The sequence below is a fragment of the Pseudoalteromonas sp. APAL1 genome (assembly GCF_021532475.1).
Lineage (GTDB): Bacteria > Pseudomonadota > Gammaproteobacteria > Enterobacterales > Alteromonadaceae > Pseudoalteromonas > Pseudoalteromonas lipolytica_C.
Map to the genome: position 1 here is coordinate 1 of NZ_JAKGAW010000039.1, position 23,514 is coordinate 23,514.

22 protein-coding genes are annotated in these 23,514 nt (G+C 42.3%); 18 read left to right on the forward strand and 4 right to left on the reverse strand.

What is annotated here, in order from left to right; translation table 11 throughout:
• Positions 1-548 precede the first annotated feature (548 nt).
• The 6 genes from L1264_RS16430 (at position 549) to speD (ending at position 6,293) form a co-directional block, all read left to right on the forward strand.
• The gene (locus tag L1264_RS16430) at positions 549-1,754 is read left to right on the forward strand and encodes an aspartate aminotransferase family protein (RefSeq protein ID WP_199527635.1); all 1,206 of its coding nucleotides are present in this window, start codon (positions 549-551) and stop codon (positions 1,752-1,754) included.
• An 82-nt stretch (positions 1,755-1,836) separates the two neighbouring features.
• Complete coding sequence (astA, locus tag L1264_RS16435; RefSeq protein WP_138556677.1) at positions 1,837-2,853, forward strand: arginine N-succinyltransferase; 1,017 nt, start codon at positions 1,837-1,839, stop codon at positions 2,851-2,853.
• 18 nt (positions 2,854-2,871) lie between these two features.
• Complete coding sequence (astD, locus tag L1264_RS16440) at positions 2,872-4,341, forward strand: succinylglutamate-semialdehyde dehydrogenase (protein ID WP_199527636.1); 1,470 nt, start codon at positions 2,872-2,874, stop codon at positions 4,339-4,341.
• Positions 4,342-4,469: 128 nt separating this feature from the next.
• Positions 4,470-4,817 carry a DUF3802 family protein gene (locus tag L1264_RS16445; protein ID WP_135923256.1) on the forward strand — a complete coding sequence of 116 codons (348 nt, stop codon included), beginning with the start codon at positions 4,470-4,472 and terminating at the stop codon, positions 4,815-4,817.
• A gap of 161 nt (positions 4,818-4,978) precedes the next feature.
• A complete protein-coding gene (locus L1264_RS16450) occupies positions 4,979-5,392 on the forward strand; it encodes an OsmC family protein (protein WP_138556679.1) in 414 nt (137 codons plus the stop codon).
• Between the two features lie 88 nt (positions 5,393-5,480).
• On the forward strand, positions 5,481-6,293 hold the full coding sequence (gene speD / locus L1264_RS16455; protein ID WP_063701590.1) for an adenosylmethionine decarboxylase: 813 nt from the start codon (positions 5,481-5,483) through the stop codon (positions 6,291-6,293).
• 98 nt (positions 6,294-6,391) lie between these two features.
• Here speD and L1264_RS16460 read toward each other — a convergent pair whose 3' ends face one another.
• A complete protein-coding gene (locus L1264_RS16460; RefSeq protein ID WP_442960451.1) occupies positions 6,392-7,690 on the reverse strand; it encodes a M24 family metallopeptidase in 1,299 nt (432 codons plus the stop codon).
• A 183-nt stretch (positions 7,691-7,873) separates the two neighbouring features.
• Here L1264_RS16460 and L1264_RS16465 point away from each other — a divergent pair, with 183 nt between their 5' ends.
• Positions 7,874-9,343, forward strand: coding sequence for an NAD(P)H-hydrate dehydratase (locus tag L1264_RS16465; protein ID WP_199527668.1), 1,470 nt, complete (start codon positions 7,874-7,876; stop codon positions 9,341-9,343).
• A gap of 73 nt (positions 9,344-9,416) precedes the next feature.
• On the opposite strand, the gene groL is transcribed toward L1264_RS16465, so the two are convergent.
• The 3 genes from groL to L1264_RS16480 all read right to left on the reverse strand — a co-directional run bounded on the left by groL (position 9,417) and on the right by L1264_RS16480 (position 12,022).
• The gene (gene groL, locus L1264_RS16470; protein WP_135923258.1) at positions 9,417-11,063 is read right to left on the reverse strand and encodes a chaperonin GroEL; all 1,647 of its coding nucleotides are present in this window, start codon (positions 11,061-11,063) and stop codon (positions 9,417-9,419) included.
• 51 nt (positions 11,064-11,114) lie between these two features.
• Positions 11,115-11,402 carry a co-chaperone GroES gene (locus L1264_RS16475; protein ID WP_036973362.1) on the reverse strand — a complete coding sequence of 96 codons (288 nt, stop codon included), beginning with the start codon at positions 11,400-11,402 and terminating at the stop codon, positions 11,115-11,117.
• Between the two features lie 143 nt (positions 11,403-11,545).
• Positions 11,546-12,022, reverse strand: coding sequence for an FxsA family protein (locus L1264_RS16480; protein ID WP_135923259.1), 477 nt, complete (start codon positions 12,020-12,022; stop codon positions 11,546-11,548).
• 161 nt (positions 12,023-12,183) lie between these two features.
• Between L1264_RS16480 and cutA the strand changes: the two genes are divergently transcribed.
• The 11 genes from cutA to hflX all read left to right on the forward strand — a co-directional run bounded on the left by cutA (position 12,184) and on the right by hflX (position 23,425).
• Complete coding sequence (gene cutA / locus L1264_RS16485; RefSeq protein ID WP_135923260.1) at positions 12,184-12,504, forward strand: divalent-cation tolerance protein CutA; 321 nt, start codon at positions 12,184-12,186, stop codon at positions 12,502-12,504.
• Positions 12,504-14,333 carry a protein-disulfide reductase DsbD gene (locus tag L1264_RS16490; RefSeq protein ID WP_199527637.1) on the forward strand — a complete coding sequence of 610 codons (1,830 nt, stop codon included), beginning with the start codon at positions 12,504-12,506 and terminating at the stop codon, positions 14,331-14,333. The genes cutA and L1264_RS16490 overlap by 1 nt, the downstream gene beginning before the upstream one ends.
• Positions 14,334-14,681: 348 nt before the next feature.
• The gene (gene aroQ / locus L1264_RS16495; RefSeq protein WP_135923262.1) at positions 14,682-15,134 is read left to right on the forward strand and encodes a type II 3-dehydroquinate dehydratase; all 453 of its coding nucleotides are present in this window, start codon (positions 14,682-14,684) and stop codon (positions 15,132-15,134) included.
• A 30-nt stretch (positions 15,135-15,164) separates the two neighbouring features.
• Positions 15,165-15,632 (forward strand): acetyl-CoA carboxylase biotin carboxyl carrier protein, encoded by a 468-nt coding sequence (gene accB / locus L1264_RS16500; protein ID WP_199527638.1) that lies wholly within the window; start codon positions 15,165-15,167, stop codon positions 15,630-15,632.
• Positions 15,633-15,655: 23 nt separating this feature from the next.
• Positions 15,656-16,996, forward strand: a complete 1,341-nt coding sequence (accC, locus tag L1264_RS16505; protein WP_135923264.1) for an acetyl-CoA carboxylase biotin carboxylase subunit — start codon at positions 15,656-15,658, stop codon at positions 16,994-16,996.
• Positions 16,997-17,137: 141 nt separating this feature from the next.
• Complete coding sequence (gene tsaE, locus L1264_RS16510) at positions 17,138-17,605, forward strand: tRNA (adenosine(37)-N6)-threonylcarbamoyltransferase complex ATPase subunit type 1 TsaE (RefSeq protein ID WP_199527639.1); 468 nt, start codon at positions 17,138-17,140, stop codon at positions 17,603-17,605.
• 72 nt (positions 17,606-17,677) lie between these two features.
• A complete protein-coding gene (locus L1264_RS16515) occupies positions 17,678-18,985 on the forward strand; it encodes an N-acetylmuramoyl-L-alanine amidase (protein WP_235383991.1) in 1,308 nt (435 codons plus the stop codon).
• Positions 18,986-19,008: 23 nt separating this feature from the next.
• A complete protein-coding gene (gene mutL / locus L1264_RS16520; RefSeq protein WP_199527640.1) occupies positions 19,009-20,841 on the forward strand; it encodes a DNA mismatch repair endonuclease MutL in 1,833 nt (610 codons plus the stop codon).
• A 15-nt stretch (positions 20,842-20,856) separates the two neighbouring features.
• Positions 20,857-21,774, forward strand: a complete 918-nt coding sequence (gene miaA / locus L1264_RS16525) for a tRNA (adenosine(37)-N6)-dimethylallyltransferase MiaA (protein WP_135923268.1) — start codon at positions 20,857-20,859, stop codon at positions 21,772-21,774.
• An 80-nt stretch (positions 21,775-21,854) separates the two neighbouring features.
• Entirely contained in the window at positions 21,855-22,118 is a 264-nt protein-coding gene (gene hfq / locus L1264_RS16530) for an RNA chaperone Hfq (RefSeq protein WP_130050381.1), read from the forward strand.
• A gap of 17 nt (positions 22,119-22,135) precedes the next feature.
• Positions 22,136-23,425 carry a ribosome rescue GTPase HflX gene (gene hflX / locus L1264_RS16535; protein WP_135923269.1) on the forward strand — a complete coding sequence of 430 codons (1,290 nt, stop codon included), beginning with the start codon at positions 22,136-22,138 and terminating at the stop codon, positions 23,423-23,425.
• Positions 23,426-23,514: the final 89 nt, after the last annotated feature.

Here is a 23,514-nt window from a genome sequence, read left to right on the forward strand (position 1 = left end):
CACTTACAGAAGTGATATTAAAAGCGCGTTGTTATGCTCAATACTTAAGTTTAAATGAGCACCAATTAGTTGAACAAGACGAAACTGAGCATTGGTTTGCGCACTTTAACTTCACTCAAGAAGAGCTCGATCAGCTTGCAAAATGCAATTTTGATCGCTTCCATATCCAAATTAATTAAAAAAAATGTTAATTTTTTTGCGACTATTCATTCATTGTTTATCAATCCACACTGACAATTTTTCTGTAAGCATGCTCTGCGGTGCTTACTAGCAGCACGCCTTTTTATCGTATTTAGTTTAAAAAACAACCTTCAAATAGTTATTCACTATCCATGAAAAAATATCTCGAGCCCTTTATTTTCAAGGGCTACATGAAAGTTTTCTAAGAGACAGAACGAAAATTTTCTGAAATAATGAACGAATGAAAATTGAACCAAAGGGTAATTTTGGTGAATTTACGCTAAGCTCAATCGGCTAATTAAAATGGCTTAGTTTAGCTTTAAGATGCCACCTTACTCTTCGTGTGCTTACAATTAAGAGGATATAAAATGACAGTCAATCGTGAATTATTTGATCAAGTAATGGTTCCTAACTATGCACCATCAAGTGTTATTCCTGTTCGAGGCGAAGGCTCTCGTGTATGGGACCAAGAAGGTCGCGAATTTATCGATTTTGCTGGTGGTATCGCAGTTAACTGTCTAGGTCACTGCCATCCAGCTCTTGTAAGTGCATTAAAAGAGCAAGGCGAGAAAATTTGGCACTTATCAAATGTAATGACTAATGAGCCTGCACTTCGTCTAGCTAAAAAGCTAACTGATGCAACATTTGCAGAGAAAGTATATTTTGCTAACTCAGGCGCAGAAGCAAATGAAGCGGCACTAAAATTAGCGCGTCGTTTTGCTCTTGATAACTATGGCGAGCAAAAGTCGCAAATTATCTCATTCAATAAAGGTTTCCACGGTCGTACATTCTTCACTGTAACGGTAGGTGGCCAAGCTGCATACTCTGATGGTTTTGGTCCTAAACCTGGCGATATCGTACACTGTGACTATAACGACTTAGCAGCATTCGAAGCGCTTATCTCTGATAATACGTGTGCGGTAATGATGGAGCCTCTGCAAGGCGAAGGCGGTATCATTTCACCAACCAAAGAATTTGTAGAAGGTGTACGTGAGCTGTGTACTAAACACAATGCACTTTTAATTTTTGATGAAGTACAAACAGGTGTTGGTCGTACTGGTGAGCTTTATGCTTATCAAGGTCTAAACGTAACTCCAGATATCTTAACTACAGCCAAAGCGTTAGGTGGTGGTTTCCCAATCGGTGCGATGATCACCACAGCTGATATTGCTAAGCACTTAAAAGTAGGTACTCATGGTTCTACTTACGGTGGTAACCCACTTGCATGTGCAGTAGCAGAAGCGGCATTCGATACAGTAAATACACCAGAAGTATTAAATGGTGTTAAAGAAAAGTCGGCATTATTCCGTGAGTTACTAACGGCGATTAACGAAAAGCACAATGTATTCACTGAAATCCGTGGTGAAGGCCTATTAATTGGTGCTGTAGTAACAGAGCAGTTTAAAGGTCGTGCAAAAGAGTTCTTAGTTGCAGCAACAGAAGAAGGCGTGATGTCTTTAGTTGCAGGTGTTGATGTTGTTCGTTTCACTCCGTCACTTGTAATTCCAGAAGCTGATATCCGCGAAGGTATGGCTCGTTTTGAAAAAGCGGTTGCTAAAGTCGCTAATAGTTAATTTCTTAACTGCCAACTCAGGGCAAGCATAGCTTGCCCACATTTCTTAATTTACCGTTATTTATAAGGGAGCAAGCGGACTTATGATGATCCTTCGCCCAATTCAGCAAAGTGATTACGCTTCATTAGTAAAGATTGCCGTAGAGTCAGGACATGGCTTCACATCTTTGCCTAATAATGAACAATTGCTACAAAAGAAAATAGATCATTCTGTCAGCTCATTTGCAAAAGCTGCTCAACAACCAGGTGATGAAGGTTACTTGTTTGTTCTTGAGGATAGCGAGACTGGTGAAGTTGTTGGTACTTCTGGTATCGAAGCAGCTGTTGGTTTAGATGATGCTTTTTATCACTACCACTTAAGTAAAGTGATTCACTCTTCACGGACCCTTGATGTATACAAAGCTGTTGATATTCTTACCTTGTGTAATGATTACACAGGGGCAACAGAGCTATGCACGTTATTCCTAAAAGATGGCTACCGTAAAAATAATAATGGTAAATTACTCTCAAAAGCGCGTTTTATGTTTATAAACCAGCATAGAGAACGCTTTGCTGAAACTGTGATTGCTGAGATGCGTGGTGTATCAGACGAAAACGGTGAAAGCCCATTCTGGCAATGGTTAGAAGAGCACTTTTTTTCAATGGACTTTCCTACTGCTGACTACCTCACCGGGATTGGTCAAAAGGTGTTCATTGCTGAGTTAATGCCTAAGTACCCAATTTACGTCAACTTATTGAGCAAAGATGCGCAAGCTGTAATCGGTCAAGTGCACGCTAACACGCGTCCTGCTATTGAACTTTTAAAGAACGAAGGTTTCACCTTTAACGGTTACGTAGATATCTTTGACGCAGGCCCAACAGTTGAAGCAAAGATCGAAAATATAGCTACAATTCGTAATGCCAAAACATTCAAAGTTGAAATTGGTGAAAGCCAAGGCGACACCACGGTATTGTTAGCAAACGATAAAATTGCTGATTTTAGAGCAACCGTGACTCAAGTTAGCCTATCATGCGATGCCGATAGCATCACAATCTCAAGTGAATTAGCAAAAGCACTTCACCTAGAAGCGGGTGATTCAGTATCACTAGCAGAACTATAGAATTCAGGAGACATATTAATGACTCATGCAGCGCAATTTATTAATGGTCAATGGCAAGCAGGCCTTGGTCATACTTTTCAGTCTGTTAACCCTGCAAACAACGACGTAATTTGGCAAGCAAACAGTGCAACAGCTGAGCAAGTAGACAGTGCCGTGTCTGCTGCACGTGAAGCATTTTACAGCTGGGCTGACAAATCATTCGCTGAGCGTTTAGCGATTGTAAAAACATTTGCTGAAACGCTAAAAGAGCACAGTGAAGAACTCGCTGTTGCGATTGCACAAGAAACCGGTAAACCACTTTGGGAAACGCGCACTGAAGCAGGTGCTATGGTGGGTAAAATTGCTATCTCTGAAAAAGCATTTTTAGAGCGTACTGGTGATGTTGAAAACCCAATGCCGCAAGGCCGTGCGATGATCCGTCATAAACCTCATGGTGTTGTCGCAGTATTTGGGCCATACAACTTCCCTGGCCACTTACCAAATGGTCATATTGTGCCTGCATTATTAGCAGGTAATACCGTGGTATTTAAACCGTCAGAATTAACGCCTGCTGTTGCTGAGTTAACGTTAAAGTTATGGGAAAAAGCCGGTCTGCCTGCAGGTGTTATCAATCTTGTACAAGGTGAAGTTGAAACCGGTAAAGCGCTTGCGTCTCATAAAGGTATTGATGGCTTATTCTTTACGGGCTCTTCTCGTACTGGTCATATTTTACATGAGCAGTTTGCCGGTCAGCCGGGTAAAATCCTAGCGTTAGAGATGGGGGGGAATAACCCGCTTATCGTCACTGATGTTGCTGATACTAAAGCGGCTATCCACGATATTATCCAATCAGCGTTTATCTCAACCGGTCAACGCTGTACCTGTGCGCGTAAACTGTTTTTACCAAAAGGCGAGCAGGGTGATGCTATCTTAGCCGGTCTTATTAAAGCGACTAAAGCGATTAAAGTAGGTGACTACGACGCAGAAGATCAGCCTTTCATGGGTTCAATGATTTCTGCGGCAGCAGCAGCTGGAATGGTTGCAGCGCAAAAGCAACTTGTTGAGCTTGGTGCTGAAGTGTTAGTTGAACTTACTCACAAAGAAAATACCGGCTTTGTAACACCGGGTATTTTAGAGTGTACCGATGTGGCTAACTTCCCAGATGAAGAGCACTTTGGACCACTGCTTAAAGTGTTCCGCTTTACTGACTTTGATGCCGCTATTGATAAAGCGAATGACACAAGCTTTGGCTTATCAGCCGGTTTATTAAGTGACAGCGCAGCAGATTACGATCACTTCTTACGTCGTATTCGTGCAGGTATCGTAAACTGGAACCGTCCAATCACAGGTGCATCAAGTGCAGCACCATTTGGTGGTATTGGTGCATCGGGTAACCACAGAGCAAGTGCTTACTATGCAGCTGATTATTGTGCATACCCAGTTGCTTCGGTAGAGCTTGAAAAAGTAGCGATGCCAGCGACATTGAGCCCAGGCTTAAAAATCGATTAATAACCGTAAATTATTATAAAAAGCAGCTTAGGCTGCTTTTTTTGTATGAGATGTCTAGCAAAGGTAGCAATTAAAAGCGCTTTCTGCTTAAATCTAAAGAGATAGTTTTTTATTAGGTGTGCAGTCGTATGGTTTTAGATAGGCAAGGGTACGATGATCTTGTCATGTATCTCACTCAAAATTTAGCGCTTTTTGAGAAGCCAGGTCAAATTAAACCAGGAGCTCCAACAGTGTTAGAGCTGATTGAAGACGTGATAGCAGAAAACGTTATGTTACTTTGCGAACAACACACTGAGCTTAATACTGAGCAACGCAGCCAAATTGTCCGCGAAGTAGATGGCATTGTGTATGACTTACAAGAAGTGTTAAGTAGCGTTACAAATCACACTGTAACCGTTGAGCAGCATGCATTTATTGATGAGTTTGCTGGACTGGTAAAAAACTTATTTGATAACGCCGTGGCTGAAAGCGCTTAACGGCCACTGTTAGCGCTCTTTTTAAGTTCGCAATCAGCGTGCTTGCGCTTGCAGCTGCAAATCCTCAATTAACTGCTTTACTCCTTGGCCTACCGCTTATCTCTTGCATCTGAGTGTGACTTGCTTACAATCAAGCAAAACAACTTGAAGAGACAAAATAAATGCAAGCGAATGTAAAATGGGTAGAGGGTGATACCTTCATTGGCCTTTCAAACTCAGGCCACAATGTCGTTTTTGATGCTGGTAGCGATAGCGCAGCACCAAGCCCAATGGAAATGGTATTAATGTCGGCAGGTTGCTGCTCATCGGTTGATGTAGTAAGCATTCTAAAAAAAGCAAAGCAATCATTCTCTGATGTGCAAGTGAAGCTAACAGCTGAACGTGCTGAGTCTGCACCTCGCGTGTTTACCAAGATTAACCTACACTTTGTGGTTACCGGTGATAATGTCTCTGAAAAACACCTTGCGAGAGCTGTGCAATTGTCTGCAGAAAAGTATTGCTCTGTAGCCTTAATGCTTGATAAATCAGTAGAAATTACGCATAGCCACGAAGTTGTTCTAGAACAGGTAAAATAACGCTTTTTCCGAGCGGGAAATTCGTATAAAATCCGCGAACTTTTATTTCTGCTGGTGCAGGTTTCACTCGTTTAAAGGTTGGTTTAGCATGAATAAACCCTTCGATAAAATTAAGCTTCATGGCTTTAATAACTTAACTAAGAGCTTAAGCTTTAGTATTTACGATATTTGTTACGCAAAGACTGAACAACAGCGTAAAGAATATATTGAATATATCGACGAACAGTATAGTGCTGATCGCCTTACCGATATTTTAGGTGAAGTTGTGGATATTATTGGTGCAAACATCTTGAATGTTTCTCGCCAAGATTACGATCCGCAAGGTGCCAGTGTGACAATTCTGATCTCAGAAGAGCCAATTGAGCAGCAAACTACCTATGACGTTGATGAAGCGCCGGGTCCTTTGCCTGAAACTGTTGTTGCGCACTTAGACAAGAGCCACATCTGTGTTCACACATACCCAGAAGCACATCCTGATGATGGTATTTGTACGTTCCGTGCTGATATTGAAGTATCAACGTGTGGCATCATCTCGCCATTAAAAGCGTTAAACTTCTTAATTCACAGCCTTGAGTCTGATGTTGTAACAATTGACTACCGCGTACGTGGTTTTACGCGTGATGTGGATGGTGTTAAGCACTATATCGACCACGCAATTAACTCAATTCAGAACTACATGACTGAAGATACAAAAGAAGCGTACCAAATGATGGACGTAAACGTGTATCAAGAGAACTTGTTTCACACTAAGATGATGCTAAAAGAAACTGACTTGAATACTTATTTATTCGGTGTTTCTACAGCAGATCTTTCAGAAGACGAAGAAGAAGAAATTCGTTCTAAGTTAACTCGTGAGATGCAAGAAATCTTCTATGGTCGTAACTTACCAGACACAGAGTAAGTAGCCACAAGCTTAAAAAAAACGGCGTGTAATGTATGTTACACGCCGTTTTTTATTTCAGGCTTAGTGTTGTGGCAGTCGTAACTGCGAACCCTCAGTTACTTAATAAGTCGCAACTCTGTTTGTCTGCCATCAAGATACCAAACTCCAGAGCTATCAAAAAAAGCATCTTCTTCGAGCATAATACGGATCTCTTTGTTCCAAGGCTCTATATATACAGCATTATTTAACTCAATCGAATACGCCGTATTTAAGTGAAGCGGGTAGTCACCATCGCCAGCAACACCTTGTTGAGAATCCCACATGCCCAATGTTGTACCTGCTGCGTGGCCATGATAACCAATTGGGTGCGTGTAGATTGTTGGCTTTAATCCTTTAGCAATTGCCTCGGCGCGTGATTCTTTCAGTACTTCGTTACCGGTTTTACCGATTGCAAAATGTGAAGTAAAAATATCTTGCAATTGATTACCGCGTTTTAATGCGTTTATTAAATACTCGGGTGCTTGTGTTTCATTTTCTTTTAACACATAAGCATGTTGTTGAGTGTCAGTATTTAAACGCAAATAGGTAATACCAAAATCAACATGCAGCAGATCCCCTGCTTGAATGATTTGCTCATCACCTTCACTAAAACTGGTCTCATGGTCAAAAGTTGTTTTATCGGCACGTTGTATACTGACGCTTGGGTGAAACCATGTTTGCAGTTTTAATTCCCTTACCCGCTCTCTAAACCACCAAGTTAAATCTGTAGTTGTAGTTTTACCGACAGTGATGACTTTACTTGAAAACCCCTCAGCAATAATTTGATGTGCAATGGCGACCGCTTTTTTATACATTGCTATTTCTTCAGGTATGCGTTGTTCTAGCCAAGCTACCGCGAGGGGCTCTGCAGAAATCAGTTTATTAAGGTATTTATTTGGGAGAGCACTTTTAAGTGCATTAAAATCGCTAACAACGAGTCCATCTGCGTGAGCCCAGATTTTTGATGTGTTAAGTGCGATATTTTTGGGTTGATATTGCTCAATCAGTTCAACTAAGGCTAACCATTGATCTGGCTGCTGTTGTTTGTCCCATGCTTTTTTAAATACAGTGCCTATGCTGTAGGGCGCAATTGCGAGTGCGTCAACTTCGCCTTGTTTATTGAGTGCAAAAACAAGTATGGTTGTTCGCCTTGCAGAAAGCCAAGTTGCCGGTAGAAAGGTTTTTAAAATAGGGTCTTCATTGTATTCGCGGCTAATCATAAGCCACATATCAATATTATGTTGCTTCATAAGCGAGGGCAAAAGCGTTTTAACTCTAAGCTCTGTGACTTTATCTATAAAAGCAGCTCGCTCCTTCATTGGTAGAACCGATAATTCACTCGCCTTAATGGGCAATGCCCACAAGCTATATAGTATTAGCGCTAGCTTGATGTTTGTTTTATTTAGCACGTTGTTGTTTCCTTTATTATTTTTATAAACTGCTTAAAAACATAGCAACACTCTATACAATAAACGAGTAATTTAAGGTGAATTACAGGTTTCTATGCGTAAACTCGCTTGCTAAAGTAAAGGTGTAGATTGGGAATAAAGTTAAGGATAATAATGAATCAGCAGGTATTTTTAGCAAAACAGATTCGTGAAAATGAAGGCCCAGCAGCTAAACGGTGTGGTGTAACACTTTATGAGCTAATGGAACGGGCCGGACAAGCGACTTATCAGCATCTACTTAACTACTTTCCTGATGCTAAAAAGTTTGTTGTATTAACTGGCGTTGGTAATAACGCTGGTGATGGCTATGTTGTGGCACGCTTAGCTAAACATGCTGGGATGCAGGTGACGGTTATAGCAGCAAAACCTGAGCAACCCCTTAAAGGTGATGCGCTCACCGCTCAGCAAGCTTGGTTAGAATTAGGTGGGACAATTACTGCAGATCTAAGCTCCATTAAAACAGCTGACATCATCATTGATGGCTTGCTCGGCACGGGTATTCAAAGCGAGGTGCGAGAGCCATTCGCACAATTAATTAAAGCAGCCAACGAAAGCCAAGTGCCAGTTGTTGCTATTGACCTCCCGTCAGGCATTAATGCAGACACAGGTGTAGTACAGGGAGTTGCAATAAAAGCAGCGCTCACCGTCACCTTTGTGGGTATTAAACAAGGTTTAGTAACTGGGCAAGGACGAGCACATACAGGAGAGCTTGAGTTTGCAGACTTAGCTATTCAAGATGCCTTTTTACAATTGACGACACCTACTGCAGAGCTAATCAATTATAAGGCCCTGTCGAGGCTTCCCAAGCGCGATAACAACAGCCATAAAACTAGTCATGGTAAATTGCTGTGCATTGGTGGTAATGCTGGCACCGCAGGCGCAATTCGTTTAACTGCTGAAGCCGCTCTTCGCACAGGTGCGGGCATGGTTAAAGTGTATACCCATAGCAGTTCTATTCTGCCAGTGAGCATTGGGCGGCCTGAGATTATGGTTACCGATACACATTTAATTAGTGCGCTAGAATGGGCGAGTTGTATTGCTATTGGTCCTGGGCTTGGACAGGACGCGTGGTCCGAAACAACCTTTGAAACGGTCATGCAGTATTGCTTTACTAATAATAAGCCATTGGTTATTGATGCTGATGCACTTAATTTAATAGCTCAGCATGCTTCTTCATTTCCATTAGCCAATACGGTTATCACACCGCACCCCGGTGAGGCTGCAAGACTGCTTAATTGTCGCGCTAACGATATTGAAGAAAATCGCTTTCATGCGGTAAAACAGCTTGCACGCAGCTATACCACTACTTGTGTACTCAAAGGTGCTGGCAGTTTAATTGCAGACAAGAATCAAACATGGGTGTGTACAGATGGAAATCCTGCACTTGCCGTTGGCGGCAGTGGTGATGTTTTAACAGGTATCATCGCGGCACTTATCGCACAGGGGCTAACTACCCAGCAAGCAGCCTGCCTAGGGGTCTGCTTACATGCGAAAGCGGGTGATATCGCCGCTGAGCGCGATGGTGAGCGTGGTATGTTGCCAAGTGACTTGTTTGCGATAGTGAGGGAGTTGGTTAACTGAGTGGTCAGTAATTGATAGCTAAAAGAAAACCCAGCCGAAGCTGGGTTTTTTAAGCAAGATTTTTGGGGGATGATTACATCATGCCGCCCATACCACCCATGCCGCCCATGCCGCCCATATCAGGAGCACCAGCGTCATCTTTAGGGATTTCAGCAACCATTGCTTCAGTTGTGATCATAAGACCCGCGATTGAAGCTGCGTACTGTAGTGCAGAACGCGTTACTTTAGTTGGGTCTAAGATACCCATTTCGATCATGTCGTTGTACTCGCCAGATGCTGCGTTGTAACCGTAGTTACCTTCACCACCTTTTACAGAGTTAACAACAACTGATGCTTCGTCACCTGCGTTCGTTACGATTTGACGAAGTGGTGCTTCCATCGCACGTAGTGCAACTTTAATACCGTGGCTTTGGTCTTCGTTGTCGCCAACTAGCTCAGCAAGTTTGCTTGCTACGCGAACTAGTGCAACACCACCACCCGGTACAACACCTTCTTCAACCGCTGCGCGAGTTGCGTGTAGAGCATCTTCTACGCGGTCTTTCTTCTCTTTCATTTCGATTTCAGTTGCTGCGCCAACTTTGATTACTGCAACACCGCCAGCTAGTTTAGCCATGCGCTCTTGTAGTTTCTCTTTATCGTAGTCAGACGTTGCTTCTTCGATTTGTGCTTTGATTTGTGCAACACGGCCGTTGATACCGTCTTCTTCACCTGCACCATCGATGATTGTTGTATCATCTTTAGTGATCACAACGCGTTTCGCTGTACCTAGGTCTTCGATTGTTGCTTTTTCTAGCTCTAAACCGATTTCTTCAGAAATTACTGTACCACCAGTTAATACTGCGATGTCTTGTAGCATTGCTTTACGACGGTCGCCAAAACCTGGCGCTTTAACTGCAGAAACTTTTACGATGCCGCGCATGTTATTTACAACAAGTGTTGCAAGCGCTTCACCTTCAAGGTCTTCAGCAATAATTAGTAGTGGCTTGCTAGCTTTAGCAACCGCTTCTAATGTAGGTAGTAGCTCACGAATGTTAGATACTTTTTTGTCTACAAGTAAAATGTAAGGGTTGTCTAGCTCTACAGCGCCTTTTTCAGCGTTGTTGATGAAGTAAGGAGACAGGTAACCGCGGTCAAACTGCATACCTTCAACTACGTCTAGTTCGTTTTCTAACGACTGACCTTCTTCAACAGTGATAACGCCTGAATCACGGCCAACTTTTTCCATTGCTTCTGCAATGATGTCACCGATTTCTTTATCAGAGTTAGCAGAAATAGTACCTACTTGAGCAATCGCTTTAGTGTCTGCACATGGTACAGAAAGCGCTTTAAGCTCTTCAACTGCCGCAGTAACTGCTTTATCGATACCACGCTTAAGGTCCATTGGGTTCATACCCGCTGCAACTGCTTTTAAGCCTTCGTTTACGATAGCTTGCGCTAATACAGTTGCTGTTGTTGTACCGTCACCTGCAGCGTCATTCGCTTTAGACGCTACTTCTTTAACCATTTGTGCGCCCATGTTTTCGAACTTGTCTTCAAGCTCGATTTCTTTAGCTACAGACACACCATCTTTAGTGATTACAGGAGCACCGAAAGATTTGTCTAATACAACGTTACGGCCTTTAGGACCTAAAGTTACTCTTACTGCGTTTGCTAAAATATTTACGCCAGTTAGCATTTTGCTACGTGCGTCACCTGCAAAAAGTACTTCTTTTGCTGCCATGATTTAATTCCTCTTAAATTCTGTAAACGGGTTGCTAAACGAAAAGTAGGATTAGCCTACAATGCCTAGAATGTTATCTTCACGCATGATCAGGTACTCTTGACCTTCGATCTTTTCAGCTTTTTCAACATAAGAGCCGAACAGCACAGTGTCACCGGCTTTAACTTCTAATGCTCTTACTTCACCGTTGTCTAAAACACGGCCATTACCAACAGCGATAACTTCTCCGCGAGTTGATTTTTCAGCTGCAGAGCCAGTTAATACAATACCGCCAGCAGACTTAGTTTCTTCTTCTAGACGCTTAACGATGACGCGATCATGTAAAGGACGAATGTTCATTTATTTAGTTCTCCTAACAGTTTCTGAACAGTACAGAAAAAATCTTGTGTTATTGCAGGGGAGTGCTAAGCCACCCGTTGCGTTTCATTGCCTTCATTAATGGGGGTGGCTTAAAAAAATCCAAGTACAAAAATTAAAAAATTTTAATCTTTTCGCTCAAATTCACCATCAATAGTTGTCGGTTGATGAGTTGGCTCTTCGTGTTGGGGTGCTTTACTGTGGTATTGAAAGTGTGCAGAGCCTTGATTCGCTTGTGAACTCATACGCACAGTTGCATGGCTGGCAAGGCTTGCAGCTAATTTATTACGTATTGCTGGGGTAAGTAATAAAAAGCCAAAAAAGTCTGTCATTATGCCAGGAGTCATTAATAACACTCCGGCAATAATCACACACAAGCCAGTAAATAATTCTTTCGCAGGCATTTGCCCTTGCGCCATTTGTAGTTGCACATTTTGGATTGCTCCCATGCCTTGCTGTTTCACTAATTTGGCACCAACAATGGCCGTGACGATAACTAGCGCTATGGTAGCAAACCCGCCAATGACTTCACTCACTTGAATAAGTAAGGCAATCTCCACAATCGGCACTAAAATAAATAACAAAAACAAAAATCTAAACATAACGCTCTCTAAAAATGTCACTCTCTTTGGAGTCAATGAAATATAAGTTGGGGTGATCGGGTCTTTTTTCAAGCTGGAGCCATGGATCACCTAGCTCGCTACACATTATTGCTGCTATCAGCTACTATGGTGCGACTCACGTGATCAAAAAAAGGTTCCTTATGAATACGCATTATCGACTGATTTTTACTACTTGTGCGAATGAAGCTGAGGCTCGTCAGCTGGCTCAACACCTAGTGAAAGAAAAGCTAGCTGCCTGTGTCAATATTCTGCCTACTATCGAATCTATCTATATGTGGGAAGGCGAGTTAACGCAAGCGACAGAGAGTAAATTACTGATCAAAACTAAATCAGAAAAAATGAATGAGGTGATCCAAACTATCAAGAAATTGCATAGTTATGAGGTCCCTGAGATTCAGGTCGTTGATGTAGCAACAGGCAATTTAGCCTATTTTAATTGGATGGATGAGGTACTTAATTAATGCGATCGTTCCTTTTATTACTTTGCGCACTGTGGTTATTGCCTGCAAGCGCAAGTAATAGTAATTTACTTGGTAATTTACTGCAGCAACCGGCAGAACACACCTTTCTCCCTGTTGATAAAGCCTTTGTTTTTGATTTTGATCAGCAAGGTAAAACCTTATTCATTGGTTGGGATATAGCGCCCGATTATTATCTTTATAAAAAGAAAGTCGAAATTATTGCCAAGGGAGCCGATATAGAAGTGCCTGAGCTTGGTAAAGGCGTCATTATTGAAGATGAGTTTTTTGGTAAGACCGAAGTATTTTTTGATTCATTAAGTGTGATAACAAAAGTAAGCAACATCACAGATGGGGCAGTTGTTAAAGTTCGTTTTCAAGGCTGTGCCGAAGCGGGGTTATGTTATCCGCCAGAAGTGAGAACCATTCCTTTATCTGTGATTGCTGATGAGCAAGTATCGCAAACTGCAGATGCTGGCAATGCATTGGCTGCATTAACACAAGCCGCAGAGGTAAATGACGCATCATCAGCGCCTTCTCAAGAAGTATCAAAACCAGTTGGTGAGCAGTCATATACCGATAAACTAGCGTCACAAGGTTTACTAACGAACCTAGTTATCTTCTTTTTAGTCGGTGTTGGTCTGGCTTTTACACCATGCGTATTCCCAATGTTTCCGATTTTGTCGAGCCTTATTGCAGGTCAGCAGAATTTATCGACTAAAAAAGCGTTTTCGCTGTCGTTTGTTTATGTGCAAGGGATGGCAGTTACCTATGCAGCACTGGGCTTAGTGGTTGCATCTTTAGGTGGGCAAGTACAAGGGTATTTGCAGCATCCTACAGTACTAATCAGCTTTAGTATCTTATTTGTATTGCTAGCAATGTCGATGTTTGGCTGGTACGAAATTAAACTGCCAAGCGGCATGATGAATAAACTCACTCAGGTTAGTAACCAACAAAAAGGCGGCAACTATGTTGGCGTATTTATGATGGGTGTACTGTCTGGCTTAATTGCTTCACCTTGTACTACTGCACCACTGTCAGCTGCTTTGCTTTATGTTGCACAAAGTGGTGATTATTTAGTGGGAGGTTTAACTTTGTATGTACTGAGCTTAGGCATGGGACTGCCTTTATTATTGCTTGGTACATCAGGTGGTAAACTACTTCCCAAAGCCGGTGGTTGGATGGAACAAGTGAAAACGTTATTCGGTTTCATCATGCTAGTTGTGCCGCTAATTCTGCTAGAGCGTATTGTTGATATCGAGATCATTTGGTTAATGGCTGGTTTATTAGCACTTGCTACAGCCTTGTACTTACATCATTGGCAAAGTGGTCAATCGCAAGGTAAGTTAAAAACAGCATTATGGTTTGCTGCAACCTTACTGGTTGTGACTGGGGCGAGTTTAACGAAAAATTATTTTTGGCCGACTAAAGCGGCGGTTGCACAAGCTGAAGTGCAAACACATGGCTTTAGACAAGTTGCTAATTTAAGTGAATTGAAAGAAGAGATTGCAAAGGCAAGTAGCGAAGGGCGCTTAGTAATGGTCGACTTATACGCTGACTGGTGCGTCGCGTGTAAAGAGTTTGAACACTACACGTTTCCTGATGCTAAGGTACAAGAACAATTTGCGCACTTTGAGTTAATCCAAATCGATTTAACCGAAAGTGATGCAAAAACCATTGAGCTAATGGAAGAATACACGGTATTCGGGTTACCCAGCATTTTGTTCTTTGACAGCCAAGGTAATGAGCTTTTAGAGCAACGTGTAACAGGCTTTTTAAATGCTAAAGACTTTGCAGAACATCTGGCAAAAGTGCGAAATACTGCTAAATAAACGCAAACGTGCTAGAAAATAGCAAAACGCCACTCATCTGAGTGGCGTTTTTGTTTCTCACTAAGAAAAAGTACTCTAACTAAAAGTAAATGAGTGATTTTTGTTGTAAAAGTTCAATTAAACAGCAAGAGAATACAGTGATTAACCCTGTTGTGTGCCTTGCTATGCCTACATTTGCTTTGTGCTATGAGTGATTAGACCAGTATTTTGCTGCTATTTACGTCGAAATATCTATAATAGGTGGTTAACGTGAGAAATAGTTGCTATTTTACATCGATACGCTTAGGTTAAGCGTGGGTTTATGATGAATATGGTTAAACTGCTTACTTAAAGGATATATCGCGTATTATGGCTGCAAAATTCAAACTTTTAGTTCTTAATGGGCCAAATTTAAACATGCTTGGCAAGCGTGAACCAGAAAAGTACGGCACCCAATCTCTTGATGAGATTATCGCTGAACTTAGTCAGGTTGCTGCGGGTCACAATGTTGATTTAACGCATTTTCAAAGTAACAGTGAAGCTGCATTAATAGAGCGAATTCACGATGCATGGCAAGTGGTTGATGCAATTATTATTAACCCTGCCGCATTTACGCATACAAGCGTTGCCTTACGGGATGCATTACTCAGTGTAAACATTCCCTTTTACGAGGTGCATTTAAGTAATGTGCACGCACGGGAGGCATTTCGTCATCATTCGTATTTTTCGGATGTGGCACAAGGCATTATCGTAGGATTAGGAGCAATGGGTTATAAAGTAGCACTTGAAGCTGCGGTTAGCCGGTTGCAAAACACACATTAATTTTAAATAAAACTTACAGGCGGGTCGTTCATGGATATTCGCAAGATCAAAAAACTTATCGAACTAGTAGAAGAATCTGGTATTGCTGAATTAGAAATCACTGAAGGTGAAGAATCAGTACGCATTAATCGTAACAACATGAGTGCAGCGCCTGCAATGCAGTATGCTCCTCAACAGTACGCAGCGCCTGCACCAGCGCCAGCAGCTCCTGCTCCTGCAGCAGAAGCGCCAGCGGCGGCAGACGCAGCACCAGCAGCACCAACAGGTCATCAAGTTAAATCGCCTATGGTTGGTTCTTTCTACTCAGCAGCTTCTCCTGAAGCAGCACCTTATGTAGAAGTAGGTTCAAAAGTAAATGTTGGCGACACGTTATGTATCGTTGAAGCAATGAAAATGATGAACCAAATCGAATCTGATAAAGCCGGCACAGTAAAAGCTATCTTAGTTGAAAATGGCGAGCCAGTAGAATTCGATCAACCTTTATTCATCATTGAATAACAGCGCAACAAAAGGCCAACTCTATGTTAGATAAAGTAGTCATTGCAAACCGAGGTGAAATTGCACTTCGCGTACTGCGCGCCTGCAAAGAGCTTGGGATCAAAACTGTTGCTGTGCATTCAACGGCAGACCGTGATCTTAAGCACGTGTTACTGGCAGACGAAACAATTTGTATTGGTAAACCGGCAGCAAGTGAAAGTTACCTAGATATTCCGCGCATTATTGCAGCGGCAGAAGTAACAGACGCAGTTGCTATTCACCCAGGTTATGGTTTCCTTTCTGAAAATGCAGACTTTGCTGATCAAGTTGAGCAAAGTGGCTTTGTATTTATCGGCCCTAGAGGCGACACCATTCGTTTAATGGGTGATAAAGTTTCTGCAATCGAAGCAATGCGTAAAGCGGGTGTACCTTGTGTACCAGGCTCTGATGGCCCATTAACGGCAGACAGCGAGCGTAATATTCAAATCGCTAAGCGTATTGGTTACCCTGTAATCATTAAAGCAGCAGGCGGCGGCGGTGGTCGTGGTATGCGTGTTGTTCGCAGCGAAAAAGAACTAATCGATTCAATCGCTCTTACTCAGCAAGAAGCAAAGCAATTCTTCGGTAATGGCATGGTTTACATGGAAAAATTCCTTGAAAACCCTCGTCACATCGAAGTTCAAGTACTTGCTGATGGTCAAGGCAATGCAGTTCACTTAGGTGAGCGTGATTGTTCAATGCAACGTCGTCACCAAAAAGTTGTTGAAGAGGCACCAGCGCCAGGTATCACGGCTGAGATGCGTAAGTTCATCGGTGACCGTTGTACTCGTGCATGTATCGAAATTGGTTATCGCGGTGCAGGTACGTTCGAATTCTTATATGAAAACGGCGAGTTCTATTTCATCGAAATGAATACCCGTATTCAGGTTGAGCACCCAGTAACAGAAATGGTCACTGGCGTTGACTTAATCAAAGAGCAGTTAAAAATTGCAGCTGGCCAACCATTATCATTCACTCAAGAAGATGTGGTTATTCGTGGTCACGCAATTGAGTGTCGTATTAATGCGGAAGACCCAGAAACATTTATTCCATCACCAGGTAAAATCACGCGATTCCACCCTGCTGGCGGTTTAGGTATTCGTTGGGACAGCCACATCTATGCAGATTACACAGTACCACCTCATTACGATTCAATGATTGGTAAGCTGATCTGTTACGGTGAAAACCGTGATGTAGCAATTGCTCGTTCACGCAATGCGTTAAACGAATTAGTGATTGATGGCATCAAGACCAATACGCCACTGCACAAGAAAATCTTGGCAGATGAGAACTTCCAAAACGGTGGTACAAACATCCACTACCTTGAGAAGAAACTCGGTCTGTAAAAAAATTCTGTTTAAGCTAAAAAGCCGGCAACTTTGCCGGCTTTTTTATGTCAAATTAGGCATAAGAGCGGCTCTCGCCTTATAAAAATTATCTGGTATGATTAACAAAGTAATGTGTTTTTAGTTTTTCATGAGGTAACAATGACCGACAGTGTTGGTTTTCCACTGGCTGATGAAGCTGCAACGGTAAATATGGGCAATCAACTTGCAGCGTTGATGGATCAAGGAGCTGTCATTTATTTGCACGGTGATTTAGGTGCCGGTAAAACCACATTAACCCGTGGTATCGTGCAGGGTTTTGGTCATCAAGGAAAGGTTAAGAGTCCGACATATACACTGGTTGAGCCTTATCAACTAACTAAAGCTGATGTTTATCACTTTGATTTATATCGTTTAGGTGATCCTGAAGAGCTTGAATATATGGGCATTCGTGATTATTTTTCGCCACAGGCTATTTGTGTTGTTGAATGGCCTGAGAAGGGAGGTGAATTTATCCCAACTCCCGACCTTGATATTACTTTGCGTTATGACGGTGAGGCACGTGCTATTGTTATTAATAGCTTAACTAAGCGCGGTCAATCTATTGTCGAACAATTGAAGAGCGTGTAAGAATAAACATATAAAAATAAAGGTGTACTAGTAAAAATGGGTCGTTGTACGTTTAAACTATTAACTATTTTAATGTTTTTGGTTGTGAGCCAGGTTGCGCTTGCACAAAATACTATTAATAGCGTACGCGTTTGGCCCTCACCAGATAGCACCCGTGTGGTATTTGATCTAGATGAAAAGCCTGATTACAGCTATTTCATGCTGAAAAACCCAGCGCGTTTAGTCATTGATCTAAAAGATACTGATAAGCTCGATAACTTGCCTGCTATTCCGCAAAAGCATCAAATAGTTTCAAAACTTCGTTACTCAAAGCCTAAAGATAGCAAAAGTGTGCGTTTTGTTTTTGAACTAGCACGCGCCAGTAAACCTGTGGTGTTTGCCTTATTACCTACCGAACCATACAAGCACCGTTTAGTCGTTGATCTCATCGACAAAACAACGAAAGCTGAGCCTATTGCTGCAACGAATACCAGCGTTAAAAAGCGTGAGCTACAGCAAGAGCGCGATATTGTTATTGCCATTGATGCAGGTCACGGTGGTGAAGACCCAGGCTCAATTGGTCCATCGGGTACTTATGAAAAAGATATTACGCTACAAATAGCCAAGCGCTTAGAGCGAATGATTGATGCCGAAAAAGGCATGATTTCGCGCATGGTGCGCCGTAGTGATTATTTTGTTAACTTAAATACGCGAACCAGCATTGCCCGTGAGAAAAAGGCCGATTTCTTTGTCTCGATTCATGCCGATGCGTTTACTAGCCCGCAGCCAAATGGTGCTTCTGTGTGGGTGCTCTCACTGCGCCGCGCTAACTCAGAAATAGGTAAGTGGATTGAAGATAAAGAAAAGCACTCCGAGCTTTTGGGTGGTGCCGCTGGGGTATTAAAAGATACCGCGAGCGAAAAATATTTAGCACAAGCACTGCTTGATATGTCGATGGATCATTCGATGAAAACAGGCTTTAGTGTTGCACAAGAAGTAGTTAGCGAATTAAGAAAAGTAGCTAAAATGCATAAGAAGCAACCACAAGCGGCGAGCCTTGCGGTATTAAAATCACCGGATATTCCGTCTATTTTGGTCGAGACAGGGTTTATTTCGAATCCGCGTGAAGAGCGAATGCTAAAAACGGCGCAGCATCAGGAGCGCTTAGCGAAAGCAATTTTCACCTCAATTAAAAATTACTACATGCAAAATCCCCCAGATGACTCGTTATTTGCGAAATTAAAAGCGCAATTTCCAACAAAGCACAGAGTACGTCCGGGTGAGTCGTTAAGTATTTTGGCAAGCAGATACAACACCTCTGTTAGTAAGCTAAAAACGGTCAATAACTTAAAATCGAATACCTTGTTTATAGGTCAAGAGCTTGATATTCCGCAAAGCTAGTCAATTTTCGTGTTAGGAACACTATGAGTATAGAAATACTACCCGCGCGATTGGCTAACCAAATTGCTGCGGGTGAAGTGGTTGAACGCCCTGCATCGGTTGTAAAAGAGCTGGTCGAAAACAGTTTAGATGCTGGCGCAACGCGCATTCAAATAGATATTGAACGGGGTGGTCATAAGCTCATTCGCATCCGCGATAATGGCTCTGGTATTAATAAAGATGAGCTAACCCTCGCGCTTTCACGCCATGCTACGAGTAAACTAAAATCACTCGATGATCTTGAGAACATTTGCTCGCTGGGTTTTCGTGGTGAAGCACTGGCGTCTATTAGCTCTGTATCACGGTTAACATTAAGTTCAAAGCCAAAACACCAAGAGGCCGCATGGCAAGCCTTTGCTGAAGGTCGTGACATGGCTGTGCAAGTAAAACCAACCGCACATCCTGATGGTACTACTATCGAGGTTAAAGACTTGTTCTTTAACACGCCAGCACGCCGTAAATTTCTTCGCACCGAGAAAACCGAGTTTTCACATATTGATGAACTTATAAAGCGCATTGCGCTGAGTCGTTTTGATGTGTCTATTACGCTTACTCATAACGGTAAAGTAGTGCGTCAATACCGTGCTAAACCAAACCCTGAGCAAGCAATAACGCGTGTAGCACAAGTTGCTGGCAAAGCCTTTAGTGAACAGGGGCTGCATATTCAATCTGGTGAAGCTGGTTTGATGCTGCGTGGTTGGGTATTACCGGTGGGCTCAGCGAATAGCACGCAATATACCTATGTTAATAATCGCATGATGCGCGATAAACTCATTTTGCATGCGATCCGCCAAGCGTTTGAAGAAGTTGCAGGTTCAGAAGAGCTACCAGGCTTTGTAATTTATATTGATATTGACCCTCGTCAGGTCGATGTAAACGTGCACCCGGCTAAGCATGAAGTGCGTTTTCATCAAGGCCGTTTAGTGCATGACTTTATTTTGCAGGCAATTAAACAAGTTGTTGTGCCGCTTCAGCAAGAGGCTGGTTTTGTTCAGGAGCCGACCTTTGACCGCACTCCGTTTGCCGAGGCTAATTCACAAAGCTCGCAGCCACACTTTAATCAGGCTATGGCAACTGAGCAATATGATTACCCTAAATCTGAATTACAGCCAACACGCTCACCGAGTTATTCAGGAGCCACAGGGCGCTCAGGTGGAGGTTTTAGTAGTAACAGCCAAGGACGCAGTAAAACATCGCATCAAGATGTGAATGCTTTTTATCAAGGGATCAGTGAGCAACATGCCGCGCATTTTGATCAAGTACGCCCAGAGCCAAGCATTGCTGCCCCCGTTACTGAGCAGACAAAGCTTGCTAAACTCATTCACGTACGTGAAGGTGAGTGTGTATTTAGTGAAGATAATCAATTGTTTGCTGCTCACTTTAAACATGCCTTAGCACTCGACTGGCAAGCCCAAGTAGAGCAAGCGGGTAGCCTTGACGGCAAAGCCTTATTATTACCTGTAAGAGTCAATGCAAGTGCTGACGATATGAACGCTTTAAATGCTCAGCAGTCGTGGTTTACCTTACTAGGCTTTGATTTAATACTTGAAAAACAGTTTGTGATGGTAAAAAAATTACCACCCTGTCTTTATTTACTCGATGTGAGTAATGCTATTGAACGGCTGATCAACGGCTGTAAAGCATCAGCTAATTCACTTGATGAATGGCTAAATTGGCTGGTTCAGCAAATACCAACACGTTATTACGCAAGCCAAGCCTTCGCGGAGCAAGTATCGCGGTTAGAAAATAATCCACAAACTATGCAACGTTTACGCGAAAAAGCGGTTAAAATAGAACTATCTCAGTTTTTAAATTAAGCAAGGTATTTAGGCTTGAATAACTTACCGGTCATTTTTTTAATGGGACCAACCGCTGCGGGGAAAACCGATTTAGCAATTTCATTGTGTGAGCATTTAAACACTGAAATAATCAGTGTTGATTCAGCATTGGTCTATAAAGATATGGATATAGGCACAGCAAAACCAAACGCTGAAGAGCTTGCTCGTGCGCCACATCATTTGATTGATATTATTGACCCTGCAGAAAGTTATTCAGTGGCGGATTTTCGCCGTGATGCGATTGAAAAGATTGATCTATTTCATAAGCAAGGTAAAGTACCTGTCCTAGTAGGCGGTACAATGATGTACTTTAAGTCGCTTATTGATGGCCTATCGCCGCTACCAGAAGCATCACCGGAAGTTCGCGGTGAGCTGGAAAAAGAAGCAAAACAATTTGGTTGGCCTCATTTGCATAAAGAGTTGATGAATATCGACCCAGATGCTGCGAATAAAATGAGTGAAAATGATTCACAACGAATTAATCGCGCATTAGAAGTGTATCGTATTACAGGTAAAACAATGACTGAGCTGCAAAAACAAAAGCAGCCTGAGCTACCTTATACTTTTCATCAATTTGCCATTGCGCCTGATGATCGCAGTGAATTACATAAGCGGATTGAGAAAAGGTTTAAAATAATGCTCGAACAGGGGTTTGAAAATGAAGTTTCGTCCCTATATAGACGTAAGGATTTACACCCAGATCTACCTTCAATACGTTGTGTAGGTTATAGACAAATGTGGGATTACATTGCAGGCGAAATTGACTATGATGAAATGGTTTTTCGCGGTATTGCAGCCACACGACAGTTAGCCAAGCGGCAGTTAACTTGGTTAAGAGGTTGGCCAGAAGTAACTTGGTTAACCACGGGTGATGAAGAAAACTTGCAACGTGTAGTAAGTTCGCTAAGCTAGTAGTAGTTAGAACTTTTTTAGCTTTGTTAAATTAGTTCAGCTACTTAATTATAATAACACCTAGAACGAAGGAAAATAACATGGCAAAAGGCCAGTCGTTACAAGACCCATTTTTAAATGCGTTACGTCGTGAGCGCATTCCAGTATCAATCTTTTTGGTTAATGGCATTAAGTTGCAGGGTAAAATCCAGTCATTTGACCAATTTGTTATTTTACTTGAAAACACCGTAAATCAAATGGTGTATAAACACGCTATTTCAACTGTTGTTCCAGCGCGTTCTGTTAACTTCCAAGGTGTACAAGGAAGTGATGATTCAGAAGAGCAAGAACCTGGAAATTTTTAAACTTAGGAGCGTAATGCTTGTTTGACCGTTATGAAGCCGGCGAACAGGCAGTTTTAGTTCATATCGACTTACCTAAAGAGGGAGATCGTGAAGATCTTCACGAATTAGAGTTGTTGGTATCTTCTGCTGGTGTTAGTAGTTTGGCGATTGTGCAAGGCAGTCGTCAAGCACCTCATCCGAAGCTTTTCGTCGGTACCGGAAAAGCAGAAGAAATCGCTGAAACTGTCAAAATCCACAATGCAGATGTCATTATTTTCAACCATCAACTTAGCCCGTCACAGGAACGCAATTTAGAGCGCGTTTGTCAGTGCCGTGTACTTGATCGTACGAGTTTGATCCTTGATATTTTTGCGCAGCGAGCGCGTACTCACGAAGGTAAACTTCAAGTTGAGTTAGCTCAGCTAAGGCATATTTCTACCCGCTTGATCAGAGGTTGGACCCACCTTGAAAGACAAAAAGGCGGGATAGGTTTACGTGGTCCGGGTGAAACCCAGCTCGAAACCGATAGACGATTACTGCGCGCAAGAATTAAAAATATTCGTGCCCGTTTAGATAAAGTGGCTGTTCAACGTGAGCAAGGGCGTCGTGCGCGAACGCGTAACGAAATCCCTACAGTATCGCTAGTGGGTTATACCAATGCGGGTAAATCAACATTATTTAACCGTATTACTGATTCTGATGTTTATGCAGCTGATCAGTTATTTGCAACGCTAGATCCAACTCTACGTAAGTTGGATATTGGCGATATCGGCCCCGTAATTTTAGCCGATACAGTTGGTTTTATCCGTCATCTACCTCATGATTTAGTAGCAGCGTTTAAAGCAACCTTAACTGAAACCCGCGAAGCTGATTTACAGTTACATGTTATCGACGTGGCAGACCCACGACGTAAAGAAAATATTGAGCAAGTACAGTCTGTTTTAAAAGAGATTGAAGCAGATGAGGTGCCGCAGTTACTAGTTTATAACAAAATAGATGCGCTAGATGACGTTGCGCCGCGTATAGATAGAAACGACGAAGGTCAGCCGATTCGAGTTTGGTTGTCTGCGCGTACAGGTGTAGGTTGCGAACTACTATCAGAGGCAATTAATGAGTTACTTGCCAAGAAGATGTTTGCTGATGAGCTAAAATTACCCCCTCAGCATGGTCGTATTCGAGCTGCACTATTTAATTTAAACGCGGTTCATCAAGAGAGTTTTGATGAACAAGGTAACTGGCTGTTGTCAGTACGATTACCTATGGCAGAGTGGAACCGCTTGAAAAAAGAAATGGGACAAGAGCTCGATTCTTTTATTGCAGCTGACTAAAAGTTATCAGCATTTGTCTTTTTTAGTATGAGAAATGCTGTAGATTTGATAGATTTAACCTAATTCATTTAGATAACAATGGAGTATAG